Below are 13509 nucleotides of genomic sequence, written 5' to 3' on the forward strand. Positions count from 1 at the left end.
AAAATAATTTGAACAAATTGCACACTACTTCTTGATTATATGTGATTCTTTTGTGCTTTTCAACAAAAAATAATGTGAAAAAATAACAAAATGTTGAGGAACCGCGAAACAGGGAGGAAAAACCAATGAACAAGGAAACACTGCTACAGGAATTGAACGCCCCGGAAAAAGAAAACCGGCTTGAAGCGCTGCGCGGCCTGCGCGCATTGCTTAACGCGGGAGAAATTGAAGAGCCCCTGCGTACGGCAGACACCAATAACCACGTCCATACGACGTATTCCTTTTCGCCCTATTCGCCGGCGGCGGCGGTCTATCACGCTTATATGAGCGGACTATGCACGGTGGGAATCATCGACCATGATTCGATCAGCGGGGCGCGGGAATTTATCGAGGCGGGAGAAATTATGGGGATTACCACGACAATCGGCTGTGAAGTACGCGTGAGCTTTGCGGACACCCCCTTTAAAGGGCGTACGCTGAACAACCCCGACGAGCCGACGGTGGCCTATATTGCCCTGCACGGACTGCCGCATAACCAGATCGACGCGATGGACGGGCTGCTTGCGCAGATACGCATAAAACGCAACGAACGGAACCGGAAACAAGTGGAAAAGCTCAATGAAATCATGGAGCCCTACGGCCTCGTGCTTGATTTTGAAGCGGATGTGGAGCCTCTTTCCATGGCGCACGACGGGGGAAGCGTCACGGAGCGCCACATATTATTCGGACTCACGAAAAAGCTGATTGAGAAGTATGGCAGGGGAGAAAAACTGATTCGTTTCCTTGAGAACGACATGGGAATCGGCCTTAAGCCGAACGTAAAAAAGATGCTCGAAGATACGGAATTTTTTGCCTATGAATACGACGTGCTGAACGTCCTGAAATCGGAGCTTGTGCCGAGGTTCTTTATCGCGCAGGGGGAAGACAGCTTCCCGGTGAAAAAAGTGGTGGACTATGCCCGCACCCTGGGAGTGATTCCCACCTATTGTTATCTTGGGGATGTGGCCGAATCGCCGACCGGCGATAAAAAGGCGCAGAAATTTGAGGACGAATTCCTCGACGACCTCTTCCCTTATGTGAAGGAGCTTGGCTTTGAAGCGCTTTCCTATATGCCGTCGCGCAACACAATGGAACAGCTTGCGCGCGTGATGGACAAATGCAGGGAGCTCGACTTTTTTGAAATTTCCGGGGAAGATATTAACCAGCCGCGCCAGAGCTTTATTTGCATGAAGCAGCGCGACGATGCGTTCAGGCACCTTTCGGATAATACATGGGCGCTTGTGGGGCATGAAAATGCGGCGACGCTCAACCCGGAGGAAAGCATTTATTCGGAAAAAATGAAACGGGAGTATCCGCAGCTTAAGGATCGTGTGGCGCATTTTAAGGAAATTGGACTTAAGTACAGGAAATAAGCCGGAAGATAGATGCGAAGGACAGGGCGCCGCTTTTCAGCCGCCCTGTTTTTGTTTGCCGGTCCGCGGAGGAAAATGGAAAGCCGCAGGGCAATATAAAACAGGCGATCAGGACACGAAAAACTTTTTATCCCGCCCAATGAATATTAGGCGGGATTTCCTGTTGTATACAAGGTATAAAAAGAATAGAATAAGGACAAAGGCAAGAGTTATGGGTCTCTATTTCCAATTAAGGAGGAACTTAATATGGCGCAAAGAATTATTTTGAATGAAACATCATATTTTGGGCAGGGCGCGCTCCTGAACCTGCCGGAAGAAATCAGGAGGAGGGGCTTTCGCAAAGCGCTTGTTATAACGGATTCCGATCTGGTAAAATTTGGCGTTGCCGCGAAAGTCACGGATATCCTCGATGCAAACGGTATGGCATATAATATTTTTTCACAGGTAAAAGCAAACCCAACGGTGGAAATTGTCAAAAGGGGAGTGAACGCGTTTTGCGCAAGCGGCGCGGATTACCTGATCGCCATTGGCGGCGGCTCGTCGATCGATACGGCGAAGGCGGTGGGGATTATTATCAGCAATCCGGAGTTTGCGGATGTTGTGAGCCTCGAAGGAACGGCGAATACGCGAAACAAGGCGGTGCCGACGATTGCCATCCCGACAACCGCCGGAACGGCGGCGGAGGTGACGATCAATTATGTGATTACGGATGAGGAAAGAAAACGGAAATTTGTATGTGTGGATGTGCATGACATTCCGCAGGTTGCAATCGTCGATCCGGAAATGACGGCCTCCATGCCGCGCGGGCTTGCGGCTTCCACCGGGATGGACGCGCTTACGCATGCCATCGAGGGATATGTTACCAGGGGCGCGTGGGAAATGACGGATATGTTCCACCTGCAGGCGATCGGGATGATCGCGAAAAACCTCAAAAACGCGGTGGACGGCGATATGAAGGCCAGGGAGGAAATGGCGAATGCGCAGTATATTGCGGGGATGGGCTTTTCCAATGTGGGCCTTGGCGTGGTGCACGGCATGGCGCATCCCTTGGGGGCGTTTTACGATACGCCGCACGGCGTTGCCAATGCGGTCCTGCTGCCGTATGTGATGGAACATAACCAGGACGCGACAGGGGAAAAATACCGTGAAATCGCCCGGGCGATGGGCGTTGCCGATGTGGACGGCATGAGCCGGGAGGAATACCGCAGGGCGGCGGTGGAAGCGGTGCGCGCGCTCTCGCGGGCGGTGGAGATACCGCAGACGCTTGCCGAAATCGGCGTGAGGGCGGAAGACCTTGAAGAGCTCGCAAAATCGGCATTCTGCGACGTATGCACGGGCGGAAACCCCAAGGATATGACGGAAGAAAGCATTCTCGGCGTATACCGCTGGGCGCTTAATGGATGAAGGGACGGCGGCCCGCGCCAACAAACAAAATGCTTTCCGCGGGGAATAAGCCACCCGCGGTATAAAAAAGGAGAATCCTGATGAATTTTCATTTATTGCATCCCGCAGACCAGATTTGCATGATGATGGAACGCATTTATGCGTTTGGTATGACGACGACTTCGGGCGGGAACCTTTCGATTAAGGATTCGGACGGCGATATCTGGATCACGCCCGGATCAATCGACAAGGGGACGCTTACGCGCGAGGATATTATGCAGGTAAAGCCGGACGGTACGGTGATCGGCCCGCATAAGCCGTCGGTGGAGCTGCCGTTCCACAAAATGGTGTATGAGAAACGGCCGGACCTGAAGGCGGTGCTGCACGCGCATCCACCGGCGCTGGTGGCCTATTCCGCGCTTGATAAAAAGCCGCAGACGGAGATGATCGCAAGCGTGAATTATGTCTGCAACAATGTGCAGGCGGCGGGTTATGCGCTCCCGGGCTCCAAGAAGCTCGGCGACCTTATTGCGCAGAAATTCGAGGAAGGCTCGGATATCGTGATGATGGCGAGCCACGGCGTTGTCGTGGGTGCGCAAAACCTGTTTGACGCATTCATGAAATTTGAGACGCTGGACTATTGCGCGCGCATCGAGATCAACGCCGCGCCCCTTGGAAAGCCGCGTATCCTTACGCCGGAGGAGCTGAATATGTATTATATGCGGTCTTTTCCGCAGCTCGAGGATTATTACCCGGGGGAATACGGCTCGGCAGAACGGTATTACCGCTCGGCAATGTGCAAATTTATCCGCCGGGCCTATAACCAGCAGCTCTTCACCTCCACCCAGGGGACCTTTTCGCGCAGGCTGCCCGACGGTTCGTTTATCATTACGCCCTATAATAAGGACAGGATGTACCTCGAACCCGAGGATATCGTAAATATCCGCAATAGGCGTAAGGAGCAGGGCAAAAATCCTTCGCGGGCCGTGAAGATGCACCAGGCGATTTATGAAAAGCATCCGGATATCAATGCCGTTGCCATCGCCCATCCGCCCAATATTATGGCGTTTGCGGTCACGGGAGCGGAATTTGACGCGCGGCTGATCCCGGAAAGCTATATTATGCTCAAGCAGGTACAGCGCCTGCCGTATGGTTCCAACCTTCTCGAGCACAACCAGGTGGTCGATACGATTTCCATGAAAAACCCGGTGGAAATCATTGACAATGACTGCGTGGTGATCGCGGGTTCCGGGCTCCTCAATGTATTTGACCGGCTCGAGGTGTTGGAGTATTCCGCAAAGTCTGTACTCGCGGCCAGGCAGCTCGGCGAACCGGGCACCATCACGCCGGAAGAGGTTAAAGAGATCGAGGTGGCGTTTAAGCTGTAGTTAGCTAGGATAACCGGATAAGGCCCGTTCCCTTTTGGGAGCGGGCCTTTTTCTATATATTCCCGACAATTAGTTAATATAATAACGTTGTTAAAAATAAAAATTTAATGAAAAATAATTAGAAATATCATAAAAACACCGTAATAATGGATATTATTATAACTTTTAGTGTTTGAATAAATATTTTATAAAAATAATATTGACATAAATATAACTTAGTAGTAAGATACAAGTATCAAATAAACAAGGGGGCCATTGATATGAAAGTAAACAAATCGGAACTCGACCAGCTGGTAAAAAGTGCGATTGGTTCGGGCTCGGTACGCAATGCGGATACTCCTAAATTTGCGGACGATTCTTCAATCGGAGAGGTTAAATCTTTGATTGGGAAGGTAACGCCGCCGCCGCTTAAGAAATTCAAGATCACGGTGGAGCGCGTAGAGGGCACGTGCGTTGCGCGCCATTCGGAAGGCGAGACCTTTTATATGGAAGGAGATAAAACGCCTGAAGGAATTTGCATTCCTGCCTTTTCCGGGCTGCTGCCTTATATCAATGCAATGATCTGCAATGCGGATTTCTGGTGGGAACCGGTCAAGGGAAAAATCCGGCTCGGCTGCCCGGACCCGGATAACCATGTTACGTTTTCCATCGAAGAGGTTTAATTACAATCGGAACGAAAAGGCTGTCAAAGCCGGGACGCAGCAGCGGTTAATACAAGCGCCTGGATCGAGTGTCCCCCGACATACGATATGCGGTATCGGGCGGCAAGGCGCGAAGGAAAATCCGCATCGTCGGGCAGGTTCCATGTTTCAAAAATTCGTATCTTTACAAATTATTATACAAAAAGATTCGGTTGCAATTCAATAACTTTTTAGCAGCGAAAACGAAACGGATTTTAAAACAATATATACAAAAAGCATGGGAAACTTACCCAATGCGGGCAGTACGGGACCCTGCCGCGCTGCAATGAAGCTTATTGGGGATTACCGGCCATGAAACAGCGGGGACAAGCCGGGACTTTTGGCAGGACAGGAATCTTGAAGGAGTATGACGGGAATGGGAAACGCTCTTGGATTGCTCGAAGTACGGGGGCTTGCATCGAGTATTACGGTAACGGATACAATGATGAAAGCGGCGGATACGCTGCTGATCGATGTAAAAAAGGATATGGGCGGCGGCCTTGTGACGATCGTGGTGGAAGGAAATACAAGCGCGGTTTCGGCGGCGGTGCAGGCAGGAGCGGCCGCGGCGGAGCAAACAGGCGAAGTGATTGCGTATCGGATTATGGCGAATCCCGACTCGCAGACGCGCATGTATCTCGATAATTCCTACCGCGGGAAACAAATTACCTTTGGACGGGAAGCCTGCGGCATCATTGAGGTTTATGGCTTCGTATGTGCAATGACAGCCGCAGATGCGGCGGTAAAAGCGGCGGATGTGCGGCTGGTAGGCATGGAACGTACGAAGGGGGAAGAAGGCATAGGCCTGATCGTGGCCTTGAAATTGGCGGGAATTCCGGATGCGGTCAAAAGCGCGGTGGACGCCGGGCTTTTGGCGGCGCGTGAGGTTGGGGACGTGATTTCCTCAAACGTGAATGCGCTTCCGTCGGAGGGGATTTACCCAATGATCCAATACACCAACTTGAAGAGTGACTGAGAAGATGGCAAAGAAAAAAAGGACCACCAGCGTTGGAAGGGCAGGAACATCCGCCGCCGAACGGAAGAAGACGCCGGAGGCAAAGACGGGGGATGCGCTTGGAATTGTGGAATGCCGGGGGATTACGGCGGCAATTGAAGCGGCTGACAGCATGGTGAAAACGGCGGATGTTGAAGTGATCGGGACCCAAAAGATAGGAAACGCCCTGATTTATACAGTTGTTACGGGGAAAGTGGACGCGGTCCGGGAGGCGGTAAAAGCCGGAGGCGAAACGGCGCGGAGACTGGGCGAGCTTTATGCGGCGCACGTGATGCCGCGGCCGGAGGATGTGGTATTCGAGATCGTAAAAATTATTTCAGGATAAGAAAGGAGAGCGAAAAAATGGCGAAGGAAGCGTTGGGTATGGTAGAAACGCGGGGGCTTACGGCGTTGGTCGAGGTCGCGGACGCGATGGTGAAAGCGGCGAATGTGAAGCTTGCGGGAATGGAAAAAATCGGTTCGGGCTATGTGACCGTAATGGTAACGGGCGATGTAGGCGCGGTAAAGGCGGCTGTAGAAGCAGGCTCGGCAGCGGTAAACGGCCTCGGCGAACTTGTTGCCGCGCATATTATTCCCAGTCCGCATGCGGATGTGGAAAAAATATTGCCCGGGAGCCAGGCGGCAGAAATTAAAGTGGAAGAAATCGGATAAAAAACGGAGGAAAAAATCATGACGAAAGAAGCACTGGGAATCATTGAAACCAGAGGGCTTACGGCGCTGATCGAGGCGGCGGACGCGATGGTGAAAGCGGCAAATGTAGAGCTTATCGGCGTGGACAAAATTGGTTCGGGCTACGTATCGGTGATGGTACGCGGCGACGTCGGGGCGGTAAAGGCGGCTACGGAAGCAGGCGCAGGAGCGGTCGGGACACTTGGCGAGCTTGTAGCTGTGCATGTAATTCCGCGTCCGCACGGCGATGTGGAAAAAATACTCCCCGTAATCAAATAAGTTAGAAGGGAAGTGCCGTTATGCAGCTTGGCAAGGTTGTCCAATATGTCGTGGCGACGAAGAAAAATGAAAAGCTGACGGGCTGCAAGCTGCTGGTCGTGCAGATGATTGAAAACGGGCAGCTTACCGGGCGTTATGCTGTGGCGATCGACAGCGTGGGAGCGGGGGAAGGCGAGGTCGTGCTCGTGGCGTTCGGGAGCGCGGCCCGCATCGGAACCGGCCGGGAAAGCGCGCCGGTAGACGCGGCCATCGTGGGCATTATTGACGAACCGGAATCCGTGCTTGGGGACGCGACATGAAAAATTTGGGGGTTGCGGTCGGGATTGCCGAATTCCAAAGCATTGCCGAAGGAATCGCGGGCCTCGACCATGCAGTGAAAAATAACGATATTCGCCTGCTGCGTGCGGGGATGATATGCCCGGGGGGTTACCTGCTGGTTTTTGGCGGAAGGTATGCGGAGGTTTATGGCGCGGTCCATATGCTGCGCGCAAAGCATCTTCCGGTATTGAGGGACTCGGTGGTGATCGGAAACCTGAGCAACGGAATCCTGGAACGCCGGCCGGAAGGGGCGAACACCGATGCGCTGGGCATAATCGAGACGCCGGACGCGGCAAGCGCAGTCTATGCCGCGGATGAGGCGGTAAAGACATCCGGCGTATGGATACGGGAATTGCGGCTGGCGAATGGAATCGGCGGCAAAGGGATCGTAATCCTTTGCGGCGGTATTGCGGAAGCCGCCGCCGCGGTGGAAAAAGCCTCCCTGCTGTGCAGGGCGCGGAATAAGTTTATAGCAGGCACGGTTGTGACAAATCCGCATGAGCAGACATGTAAAACATTATTTGGGACTTAATATTCTGGAGGTAAGGTTATGTGCAATTTTGGCAATGATTATATGAGGTGCAAAATCATCAATACAGGACGGCTGATGTTCGACAGGCAGCTCACCGACGCGGGCGGCGGGAATATCAGCGTGCGGCATAACGGACTGATTTATGTCACGCCGATGATGGCGGGAGAGAAATTACGGTGGCAGCTCCAGCCGGATGATTTGATTGCGCTCGACGAAAATACATTGGAGGTTGTGGAGAACGACCCGACCATGATGACGCGCGAAAGCATGATGCATCTTGGCATTTACGAAGCGATTCCCGAGGTCGGCGCGGTGCTGCATGCCCATCCGAGGTATTGCCTTGTTTACGCGGCGGCGAAAAAAAGACTGGACGTCTACACGGAAAATTTTGAATATTTTGCGGGCGGCCCGATGGAATGCGTCAAAGAGGTTGCGGGTACGTCTCCTGAACTCGCAAAAGAGGTGATCGCGCACTTTTACAACCGGCGCAGTGAAATCCCGGAACGGGCGGTTGGCGCGCTGATTCCTAATCACGGTATCGTGATTGCGGCAAAGGACCTCGACGAGGCGTTTACGCTTCTTGACAACGCGGAGGTCAATGCGATGGTCGGTTTATTCCAAAAGCTTTTGTAAAAGCGATGGCAGCGGCAAAAAAAGTGCTGGCGCTTGATTACGGCGCCGGCAGTATGCGGAGCATAGAAGGGAATTTTGACGGCGGCCGGCTTGAATGCCGGGAGCTGCTGCGCCGTGGGAACGAGTTGGTGCACGTGAAGGGGAACCTTTTCTGGGATATCGGGACGATGCACCGGTTCGCGGTGGAATCGATCGGATGTGCGGAAAACATAGATTCGGTGGGAATCGACACATGGGGCGCGGATTTCGGAATGCTGGACGGGAACGGGAGGCTCCTGTTCCTGCCGCGGACCTACCGCGACCCGCAGGTCCAGGAATTTGCGGAAGAAGTATTTTCCACCATTTCAGAGTATGAGCTTTTTGAAAGCAACGGCACCATAATAGAAGATATCTGTCCGCTTGTGCACCTGTGCTATTGGAAAAAATATGCGCCGGACTGGTTCAATAAGACGCGGACGATCCAGCTGATGGCCAACCTGATCTGTTATCTGCTTACCGGGGAGGCGACCTTTGACAATACCTTAGCCAGCCCGTCCGGAATGTACAGCCTTGCGCGGGACGATTGGAACATGGAGATCATGGAGCGGCTCGGGCTTCCCGACATATTGCCGCAGACAGCGGAGCGAAACGATATCCTGGGAATGACGGGGGTCCCCGAGGGGGGCGGGAAAATTCCGGTGATGCGAATTTGCGGGCACGATACATCTTCGGCCCTTATGGCGGTGCCCGCCTGCCATGCAGGGAAGGCCCTCTACGTGAGCACGGGGAGCTGGGTTATGACCGGCTGCTTCCTGCAAGAGCCTGTGATTACCCGGGAGGCTTTTGAAGCGGGGCTCAGCAATGAGAACGGCTTTGACGGGGAGATCAATTTCCTGAGGTATTCCAATGGACTGTTTATTGTGCAGGAGTGTGCGCGGGAATGGAAAACGGAAGGCTGGGAAATGGATTACGGGTTCCTGGAACGGGGAGCAAAGGAAGCCCGTTACGGGGGATATATCGATCCGGACAGCCCGGAATTTACCAGGCCCGGCGGAATGCAGGAAAAAATCCTGGCATATATGGAACGCACGGGGCAGCCGAAGCCTGACGGAAGGGCGCAAATCTATGCGGCAATATTGAACGGGATTGCAAATACCGCAGCGAGGACGGTAAAAGATATTGTCCGCATCCTTAACGACAGGGAATTCGATTGTATTTACGTACTGGGCGGCGGCGCGAACAGCGCCTACCTTTGCAATGAGATAAAAAGAAAAACAGGACTCAGACTGTACGCGGGTCCCGTGGAAGCGACGGCGATCGGCAACATTTGCACCCAATTGATCCGGCAAAAAGAACTTTTGAACAGGTCGGAAGCGGCAAGCCTGCTGCGTGGTTCGACAAAAATTCTTGAATTTTAAAACTTCATATAAGGAAAGACCTGATTACAATTCTACAATCAAATAACAAGGAGGAAAATTTGATGAGGAAAATGAAGCGGTTTGCGTTTGTTGTAGTTGTGGTTATGCTGGCGGGTATGCTGTTTGCGTGCGCGCCTGCGGGGACTCAGGACAGCGGGGCTCCTGAAGAATCCGCCAAGGAAAGTATTGCCGCGGTAGAGGACACCAACGGCGATGGAAAAATTAAAATTGGCGTCCCGGTTTTCAACCTTGGGCACACGTACTGGGTATCCTGGGTTGATGAGATTGAAAAGCTGGCCGAGGAAAAGGGCTTCGAGGTAATCTCCGCGGATAGTAAATTCGACGCCGCAAAACAGGTGAACCTCATGGAGGACATGATCGCCCAGGGCTGCGACGCGATTATCCTTTGCCCGGTGGACCCGGGTGGAGTGGGCGTTGTTATTAAGGAAGCGGAAAACGCGGGCGTACGCGTGATTTTAAGCGACCTTGACGTTGTTGACGGGGACGGAAACCACGTTGCCTCCGGACTTGTTGGAATTGAAACCTATGAAACGGGCAAGCTGGAAGGAAAATGGGCGGCAGATTACGCGAAAGAACATTTTGATGGAAAAGCAAACGTCGCCGTACTCTCCTATCCGGCGGAACAGCCGTGCCTCGATGCGGAAAACGGCTTCCTGGAAGGACTGAAGGGCGAGCTTGGGGAAGAAAATGTGAAGGCGGTAATCATGAACGGCCAGGCGGAAACGGAAAAGGGCATGACCGTCACGGAAAACATCCTGTCCGCAAACGATGATATTAATATGCTGTGGGGCGCGAATGTCGAGTGCACCCTTGGCGGAGTGGCGGCGATGGAGTCGCGCGGGATGACGCAGGACGACGCGGTGGCGTGCGCGTTTTATACCAACCCGGACGTTATGGAATTAATCCAGGCGGACGGATCGATGTTTAAGGTCACCATGCATCTGCCGCCGCGCGTGATGGCGGATACTGCCGTTGATATGGCGCTCAAAGCGGTCAATGGGGAAGAGTTTGAATATGAGATCAAGGTGCCGTTCGAGCTGTGTGACAAGACGACGGTAGAAGAGTTGATGAAAGAAGAATAGTCTTGAATATTGCGGGAGGCCTGCGGGCCTCCCGCAGCCAAAAGGAGATAAGCATATGGGAACGATATTGAGCGTTAAAAATATCAGCAAATCATTTCCCGGCGTAAAGGCTCTTGACGACGTATCCCTTGATGTAAAAAGTGGGGAAATACACGCCCTTCTGGGAGAGAACGGCGCGGGTAAGTCCACATTCATAAAGATTGTTTCGGGTGTATTCCGCGCGGATGAAGGCGAGATATTTATGGGCGACCGGAAAATCGACGTCAAAAGCCCGGCCGATGCGGTGGAGGCGGGAATCAGCGTGGTGCACCAGGAACTGAACATCGTACCGTGGCTGGACGTTGCGACCAATTTTATGCTGGGGCAGGAAAAAACAAAGAAATTTTTGCATATAATCGATAAAAAATATTCCATACAAAAAGCGCAGGAGAGCCTTAAACGGCTCGAGTTTGACATCGACGTTACCAAAAAGATGCAGATGCTGTCCTTTGCCGAGCAGCAGATGGTGGAAATTGCCAAGGTTATCAGCACGAATCCCAAGGTGGTGATACTGGACGAACCGACGGCGGCGCTTGCGCAGCAGGAACGGGCAAACCTCTACCAGGTTGTAAACGCCCTGAAGGAGCAGGGCGTGGGTATCATTTATATCACGCATATTTTCGAAGAGGTATTCGAGCTGGCGGACCGCGTGTCGGTGCTGCGCGACGGGCAATATATCGGCACGGAGGAACGGGAAAACCTCGATGAAAAAACGCTGATTAAGATGGTGGTCGGCCGCGAGGTAAAAAGCGTGCCAAGGGAATCGATCGCGACGGATGAAGTGGTTCTGGAAGTGAAGGACCTGAACGTGGAAGGAAAACTCCATGATATCAATTTCAACCTGAAACGCGGTGAAATTTTAGGCTTCGCCGGTCTTGCCGGAGCGGGCAGGAGCGAGATCATACGGGCCGTATTCGGTGCGGACAGGAAGGATTCCGGTGAAATATGGATCGAAGGGGAACGGGTAGAAATCGACTCGCCCTATGACGCGTACCAGGCAGGTATCGCGCTGGTGCCCGAGGAACGGAAATCCGAAGGGCTGATGATGGAAATGACGATGGAATATAACAATGCGTGCGCAAGCCTGTTCAAGACGACGAATAAAGCCGGTATGATTTCCTATAAAAAGGTAAGGCAAAGAGCGTATGAAGCGGTCAAAAAATTTGAAATCAGCCCGCCGGACGTGCTGCGGAAGGCAAAGCTGTTCAGCGGCGGAAACCAGCAGAAGATCGTCGTCAGCAAATGCGTGAGCGCCGACCCCAAGGTGTTGTTGGTTGACGAGCCGACGCGCGGTGTGGACGTGGGCGCAAAAGAAGAAATCCATGCGATACTGGATGAAATGGTAAAAGAAGGAAAGAGTATTATTGTGGTTTCCTCGGAGCTGCTGGAGGTTCTTAAGCTGAGCGACCGGGTACTTGTTGTACGCGACGGGCGCATTGTGGCGGAGCTTACCAAGGAAGAAGCGGGACAAGAGGTCATTATGCAATATGCGATGGGGGGAAGTAGTCATGAGTAATGGTAGTCAGTCTAAAGCACTAAATTCAATCAAAAACTGGTATGCGACATCCAAACAGGAAGCGGGATTGTATATTGCCCTGGTGGCGCTGATAATATTCCTTTCGATTGCATCCCCGGCGTTCCTTAACGCGGAAAACATACTGAATATCATACGCCAGGTATCGATTGTAGGGATTATCGCCATTGGCGGCTTTATGGTTATATTGACGGGCGGGATGGATATCTCGGTCGGGTATGTTGCGGCGCTCACCGGCATCGTGGTGGCGAAGCTGACCATTGACATGAATGTGCCGATGCCGCTCTCTATTACGGCCGGAATGTGCGTTGGACTCCTGGCGGGCCTTTTAAACGGCACGCTTTCAACCTACCTGAACCTTCCGTCCTTCATCGTGACACTCGGAACGATGCAGATTTGCCAGGGAGCGGGATATGTCGTTACACAGGCAACGCCGATTTCCAATTTCCCGGAAAGCTTTGTGGAACTTGGCAGGGGATATTTGGGGCCGATTCCAATTCCCGTAATCATTTTGGCTGCGCTCTACATTTTCATGTCGCTGTTCATGAAATATTCCAAATTCGGCACCTATTGTTATGCGCTTGGCGGCAACAAGGAGTCGGCGCGCCTTTCCGGGATACGCGTCAACAGGATTCAGGTTCTTGTATATATCCTGGGCGGCCTGTTCTCCTCCTTGGGAGGATTGATCGTCGCCGCGCGTACAAACGCGGGCTCTGCGCAAGTAGGCGGCACCTACCTGTTTGACGTGTTTACGGCCTGCGTACTCGGGGGCACGGCGCTTTCAGGCGGGATCGGGCGCCTGCCGGGCGTAGTGGTCGGGTGTATCTTTGTGGGAATCCTCAACAACGGGCTAGTACAGCTTAACGTGGATTCCTTCTATCAAATGATGGTGCAGGGGATTGTGCTGGTGATTGCGGTGGTGCTGCAGTCGCTGATGACGCGCGAAAAACGCAAAAAAAGCAATAAGCAGTAAGAGGAAAGGGCGGCCTTAAGGCCGCCTGGAAAAGCCTTCATGAAAGCATCAGAAAAATAACGTAAAATTGCATATTTTCATATAAAATAGAATTTGAAACAACACGGCCATGAAGAAATACGCTTTTAAATAATATTTTCATTTTTTTGGGAAC

At 52.6% G+C, this 13509-nt stretch carries 15 protein-coding genes; all 15 read left to right on the top strand.

The features are described from left to right. Positions 1–125 precede the first annotated feature (125 nt). The 15 genes from BBD38_RS10095 to BBD38_RS10165 all read left to right on the top strand — a co-directional run bounded on the left by BBD38_RS10095 (position 126) and on the right by BBD38_RS10165 (position 13355). A complete protein-coding gene (locus BBD38_RS10095) occupies positions 126–1412 on the top strand; it encodes a PHP domain-containing protein (RefSeq protein ID WP_066687751.1) in 1287 nt (428 codons plus the stop codon). Between the two features lie 246 nt (positions 1413–1658). Further along, complete coding sequence (gene fucO / locus BBD38_RS10100) at positions 1659–2816, top strand: lactaldehyde reductase (protein WP_066687753.1); 1158 nt, start codon at positions 1659–1661, stop codon at positions 2814–2816. A gap of 80 nt (positions 2817–2896) precedes the next feature. Next, positions 2897–4183 carry a class II aldolase/adducin family protein gene (locus tag BBD38_RS10105; RefSeq protein ID WP_066687755.1) on the top strand — a complete coding sequence of 429 codons (1287 nt, stop codon included), beginning with the start codon at positions 2897–2899 and terminating at the stop codon, positions 4181–4183. 260 nt (positions 4184–4443) lie between these two features. Continuing rightward, positions 4444–4845 (top strand): TIGR04076 family protein, encoded by a 402-nt coding sequence (locus tag BBD38_RS10110; protein WP_066687761.1) that lies wholly within the window; start codon positions 4444–4446, stop codon positions 4843–4845. Between the two features lie 385 nt (positions 4846–5230). Continuing rightward, on the top strand, positions 5231–5839 hold the full coding sequence (locus tag BBD38_RS15085; protein ID WP_082989607.1) for a BMC domain-containing protein: 609 nt from the start codon (positions 5231–5233) through the stop codon (positions 5837–5839). 4 nt (positions 5840–5843) lie between these two features. Then, entirely contained in the window at positions 5844–6203 is a 360-nt protein-coding gene (locus tag BBD38_RS10120; protein ID WP_082989608.1) for a BMC domain-containing protein, read from the top strand. Beyond that, positions 6173–6529, top strand: coding sequence for a BMC domain-containing protein (locus BBD38_RS10125; RefSeq protein ID WP_407919651.1), 357 nt, complete (start codon positions 6173–6175; stop codon positions 6527–6529). The genes BBD38_RS10120 and BBD38_RS10125 overlap by 31 nt, the downstream gene beginning before the upstream one ends. 18 nt (positions 6530–6547) lie before the next feature. Further along, positions 6548–6826: a BMC domain-containing protein gene (locus tag BBD38_RS10130; protein WP_066687769.1), complete on the top strand. Its 279-nt coding sequence runs from the start codon at positions 6548–6550 to the stop codon at positions 6824–6826. Positions 6827–6846: 20 nt separating this feature from the next. Further along, complete coding sequence (locus tag BBD38_RS10135) at positions 6847–7125, top strand: EutN/CcmL family microcompartment protein (RefSeq protein ID WP_066687771.1); 279 nt, start codon at positions 6847–6849, stop codon at positions 7123–7125. Then, complete coding sequence (locus BBD38_RS10140; RefSeq protein ID WP_066687773.1) at positions 7122–7676, top strand: BMC domain-containing protein; 555 nt, start codon at positions 7122–7124, stop codon at positions 7674–7676. Before BBD38_RS10135 ends, BBD38_RS10140 begins: the two co-directional genes overlap by 4 nt. An 18-nt stretch (positions 7677–7694) precedes the next feature. After that, positions 7695–8309 carry a class II aldolase/adducin family protein gene (locus tag BBD38_RS10145; protein ID WP_066687776.1) on the top strand — a complete coding sequence of 205 codons (615 nt, stop codon included), beginning with the start codon at positions 7695–7697 and terminating at the stop codon, positions 8307–8309. Positions 8310–8314: 5 nt separating this feature from the next. Then, a complete protein-coding gene (locus BBD38_RS10150; protein WP_066687779.1) occupies positions 8315–9706 on the top strand; it encodes a rhamnulokinase in 1392 nt (463 codons plus the stop codon). A gap of 62 nt (positions 9707–9768) precedes the next feature. Beyond that, positions 9769–10809 carry a sugar ABC transporter substrate-binding protein gene (locus BBD38_RS10155; protein WP_066687781.1) on the top strand — a complete coding sequence of 347 codons (1041 nt, stop codon included), beginning with the start codon at positions 9769–9771 and terminating at the stop codon, positions 10807–10809. A 55-nt stretch (positions 10810–10864) separates the two neighbouring features. Further along, a complete protein-coding gene (locus BBD38_RS10160; RefSeq protein ID WP_066687782.1) occupies positions 10865–12364 on the top strand; it encodes a sugar ABC transporter ATP-binding protein in 1500 nt (499 codons plus the stop codon). Next, positions 12357–13355, top strand: a complete 999-nt coding sequence (locus BBD38_RS10165) for an ABC transporter permease (protein ID WP_172807816.1) — start codon at positions 12357–12359, stop codon at positions 13353–13355. The genes BBD38_RS10160 and BBD38_RS10165 overlap by 8 nt, the downstream gene beginning before the upstream one ends. Positions 13356–13509 lie beyond the last annotated feature (154 nt).

Source organism: Christensenella intestinihominis (genome assembly GCF_001678845.1).
Classification (GTDB): Bacteria; Bacillota; Clostridia; order Christensenellales; family Christensenellaceae; genus Christensenella; species Christensenella intestinihominis.

Bases quoted from the DNA above. Each gene is read 5' to 3' on its own strand.
- BBD38_RS10095 (WP_066687751.1), top strand. From the start codon at position 126: ATGAACAAGGAAACACTGCTACAGGAATTGAACGCCCCGGAAAAAGAA.
- fucO (WP_066687753.1), top strand. From the start codon at position 1,659: ATGGCGCAAAGAATTATTTTGAATGAAACATCATATTTTGGGCAGGGC.
- BBD38_RS10105 (WP_066687755.1), top strand. From the start codon at position 2,897: ATGAATTTTCATTTATTGCATCCCGCAGACCAGATTTGCATGATGATG.
- BBD38_RS10110 (WP_066687761.1), top strand. From the start codon at position 4,444: ATGAAAGTAAACAAATCGGAACTCGACCAGCTGGTAAAAAGTGCGATT.
- BBD38_RS15085 (WP_082989607.1), top strand. From the start codon at position 5,231: ATGACGGGAATGGGAAACGCTCTTGGATTGCTCGAAGTACGGGGGCTT.
- BBD38_RS10120 (WP_082989608.1), top strand. From the start codon at position 5,844: ATGGCAAAGAAAAAAAGGACCACCAGCGTTGGAAGGGCAGGAACATCC.
- BBD38_RS10130 (WP_066687769.1), top strand. From the start codon at position 6,548: ATGACGAAAGAAGCACTGGGAATCATTGAAACCAGAGGGCTTACGGCG.
- BBD38_RS10135 (WP_066687771.1), top strand. From the start codon at position 6,847: ATGCAGCTTGGCAAGGTTGTCCAATATGTCGTGGCGACGAAGAAAAAT.
- BBD38_RS10140 (WP_066687773.1), top strand. From the start codon at position 7,122: ATGAAAAATTTGGGGGTTGCGGTCGGGATTGCCGAATTCCAAAGCATT.
- BBD38_RS10145 (WP_066687776.1), top strand. From the start codon at position 7,695: ATGTGCAATTTTGGCAATGATTATATGAGGTGCAAAATCATCAATACA.
- BBD38_RS10150 (WP_066687779.1), top strand. From the start codon at position 8,315: ATGGCAGCGGCAAAAAAAGTGCTGGCGCTTGATTACGGCGCCGGCAGT.
- BBD38_RS10155 (WP_066687781.1), top strand. From the start codon at position 9,769: ATGAGGAAAATGAAGCGGTTTGCGTTTGTTGTAGTTGTGGTTATGCTG.
- BBD38_RS10160 (WP_066687782.1), top strand. From the start codon at position 10,865: ATGGGAACGATATTGAGCGTTAAAAATATCAGCAAATCATTTCCCGGC.
- BBD38_RS10165 (WP_172807816.1), top strand. From the start codon at position 12,357: ATGAGTAATGGTAGTCAGTCTAAAGCACTAAATTCAATCAAAAACTGG.